Below are 3,314 nucleotides of genomic sequence, written 5' to 3' on the forward strand. Positions count from 1 at the left end.
ACACTTCGTACATGGCCAGCGCTTTGTTTCTCGGTTGTTCAGACACGCCATTACATGAGCTAAAATGCTCAGATTTTTTGCTGCAATCCACTAATGTGCGGTAGCCATCTATGTAATAGATGTTTGAGGACAAAGAGCCATCTTCGATGACTGCTGGCATAACAATTCCACCACTGTGCCGGATTGCAGAGCGGATAGCTCGATCATAATTTACGGTGGTCACGCTATCAGCTCGACCCAGTTTTTTAGTATCAGCAACGGCGCGAGTAATGGCGTGGTCAGTAATCGCAATCGCAAATGCCATCAAACACAGCTCCATCCAAGTCAATATCATTACAATCAGAATTGGGAAACCTATCGCGGCTTCAATCGTAATCACGCCCTTAGATTTCGAGCGTTTGCGATAAATAGAAATTGATTTCATACCACAACAGCTACAGTTCTATATGACGATTCTTGGTGTAGTCCACCACAAACGCCCCTTTGATTTGAATCCGATTCAGATAGGCTTTTGCCTCTTCTACTGAGCTGAACTCACCAATGCAGTATCGCTTCCACAGATTGTGTGAATAGGCGTAAACCGTACCGTAGTTGTTACGTAAATAGTCCAGATACTCACTTGTTATCGCCTTATAGGTCGCAAGCACCTGAATACGGTATATCGATGGTGTTTTTGCCTTTAAGCTATTAGGGTTAAACACCATTTTTCCAGCCTCGGGGGGCTGTTTACTTGTCCTATCGACAGGGAGGACCTCAGATTGCAATTGGCTATGTGGCTTATACAAAGCGTTGTCCTCCGTTCTTGCAGGATAATTCACAGCAACGGGCTGTGGTCGAAGTTTCTGAGAGCGAGCAAGTACAGGAACAGGTTTCTTCTTTACTGATTTCATTAGTTTTTTCAGTTGTTCGCGTGCCTGTTCCTCGGGGTACTGTTCTCGCAGTGCATCCAAGGCAATATCTGGTCGATTGGCGTTCACCGATGCCAGTAACAGGTTAGAGCGCACTTTCTCGTCATTAGGGTGTTCAAGATAAAGTTCATAAAGTGACGCCATAGCCTCGTCATACCTGCCCTGCATCAGATAAACCACAGCAATACTGTTTTTCGCTTCCCGATCTGAAGCCCCCAGTTTTCGGCTCTGTTCGAAGTAATCAATGGCTAATCCAAACTGACGTTGTTGGGCTTTAATTTGTCCCATCAGGATATGATGTTGGTACTTGCCTCCGCCTTCTTCTAGGTACATATCCAACAACTGTTCACTTCGGGCGTAATTGCGTTTGAGGTATGCAATTTTGGCTTCCGCTAAAATAACTCCTGGTTCGTCTTTTTCGGGTTGACTGAAAGTATTCAGATAAAGCTCTGCCGATGACGTATCTTTCAAATCGATGTAGACGTTTACCAACTTAATCTTGTAATCGTCATTCTCTTTTAAATTAGCTTTATAGAACTCCACCAGTTGGGTTTTATCATTGGCTCTCAGCAGCAAATCTTCTTTGGTATCCAGTTCGCTGTTAGTCGAAGCACACCCTCCTAACAACAAGACTACGAGTAACGCGTTTTTATAGTTAACCATTAAGCAAGCATCCTTACGATTCCGGGGGCGGCGATCAGCACCACAATCGGTACCATGATGAAAACGATCAGAGGAATAGACATTTTTGCACCCATTTTTCCAATTTTTTCTTCCAGCTCCATCATATTGATTTCTCGAATATCCGTAGCCAAAGTAGCAAGTACAGGGCCAACAGAAGATCCATATTGAAGGCTCTGAGTCAGCGTCATTACAAAGCTCTGCGCTTCGGTTGTAGGCACCATTTCATAGAACTCTTCCAACGCTTTCTCCAACCCCACCAAACGAGAACGCTCGGTCGTTTTACGAAGAACATATGCAAGGTTTTCATCTACCGTGGCGATTTCTTTACTGAGGAAATCAAGGCTGGACTCAATGGTCATACCGGTGTGAACACAAACGTTCATCAAGTCGAGTAAAAATGGCAAACGAGAACTGATGTGCTTAATGTTTTTCCTTGTGCGAGCTGCTACATAGGCATCTGGTCCTATCAAAAAGATCACCAGTGCAATACCAGAAAGCATAAAGAATTCTGTAAACTCTAAATCACCAATAAAAAAACCGTACAAAGTGCTCAAGAACACCAGTAGGAAAGGGATGAATTTAAAGAGGTAGTAGCTCTTCGCAACAAACTCATTGTAAATCCCTGCTGCGATGAGCTTTTGTCTGTTCTCTTCGTGGTTAAAACTGAATGCATCCAACACCTTGGTCATCAGCTCTATCTGACGTTTTTCTTCTTTGGTAGAGCCAATGATCTTGCTGGTGTAAAACCTGGCAACCATCGAATCCCACATCCGAATTAATACCCAGGCCACCAGCATAGAAGCCAGAAATGCGATCACTAGATATAACTGAGTTGAGGCAGTCATCAATCCACACTCCTCAGTATCATGGAAATACAGAAGAAGCCGATTAGCTCACTGATCAATACGTAATAGAAGATAGGTTTCCCACCCTCTTCAAACATCACGAAGTTATAGTCTTCGGGGCTGGTAAAGCGAAGGATCAGCAAAAAGATAATCGGTAAACACGCGACAATTTTTGCCGAAGAACGAGCTTCAGATGTGAGTGCGTTTTTCTTTTTCTCTAATGCGCGAGAATCAAACATGATGCGGTTAATTTTGGTAATCACATCCTTTAACTGCCCGCCGCGACTCAGATTGATGCGGATCGTCGAAATAAAAAAGAAGTATTCGACATAAGGAAAAGTTGACGCACTACGCGAAAGTACATCGTCTGGGTCTTCCCCAATCAGCAACCTTTCCGCCATGTACTTAAATTCTTTTCCCACATCGTTGTCGAGCTTTTCCCCAACGTATTCAAAAGCATGAATAATGCTCTGCCCAGCAGCGATAGCACCCGACAGAATATTCAACGCATCGGGGAAGTCACTTTTGAATTTTTCTTCCTGAATATCAGCCAGTTTGTATAGGAAAACGACAAACAGGATCGGTTGCCCTATCGCCAGACACACCAAGATATCCTGTTTAAACAGGAATAAATTCACCACAAAAATCAACGCGCCACTGATGACAAAAAACAGGATCAGTTTTAAAGGGATATTCGGTTCAAGCAGCTTTTGCAGTTTTTTGAAAACAAACTTGGCTTGTATCCGGATACTGGTTTCAAAATGGTCCGTATCGATGACGGCTTTCACTCCTTCAATACCGTCGAACTCATTCCCCTGCTCTATCAGCGCTGTGACTTTTTTATTGTTTTTTCGGTGCGACAACCAAAACAAAAGCG

4 protein-coding genes are annotated in these 3,314 nt (G+C 43.6%); all 4 read right to left on the reverse strand.

Annotated elements, in window-relative coordinates:
• A partial coding sequence (locus RH89_RS13820; protein ID WP_004402904.1) for a TadE/TadG family type IV pilus assembly protein occupies positions 1-424 on the reverse strand: 424 nt, incomplete at its 3' end.
• A gap of 10 nt (positions 425-434) precedes the next feature.
• Positions 435-1,571, reverse strand: coding sequence for a tetratricopeptide repeat protein (locus RH89_RS13825; protein ID WP_004402905.1), 1,137 nt, complete (start codon positions 1,569-1,571; stop codon positions 435-437).
• Positions 1,571-2,437 carry a type II secretion system F family protein gene (locus RH89_RS13830; RefSeq protein WP_004402909.1) on the reverse strand — a complete coding sequence of 289 codons (867 nt, stop codon included), beginning with the start codon at positions 2,435-2,437 and terminating at the stop codon, positions 1,571-1,573. Before RH89_RS13830 ends, RH89_RS13825 begins: the two co-directional genes overlap by 1 nt.
• Positions 2,437-3,314, reverse strand: an 878-nt coding sequence (locus tag RH89_RS13835) for a type II secretion system F family protein (protein ID WP_004402911.1), incomplete at its 5' end; no start/stop codon positions are given. The genes RH89_RS13830 and RH89_RS13835, both read right to left, overlap by 1 nt.

The organism is Vibrio nigripulchritudo ATCC 27043 (genome assembly GCF_000222685.1).
GTDB lineage: Bacteria > Pseudomonadota > Gammaproteobacteria > Enterobacterales > Vibrionaceae > Vibrio > Vibrio nigripulchritudo.

Coding starts and splice junctions, on each gene's coding strand:
- RH89_RS13825 (WP_004402905.1), bottom strand. CDS start 1,571: ATGGTTAACTATAAAAACGCGTTACTCGTAGTCTTGTTGTTAGGAGGG.
- RH89_RS13830 (WP_004402909.1), bottom strand. CDS start 2,437: ATGACTGCCTCAACTCAGTTATATCTAGTGATCGCATTTCTGGCTTCT.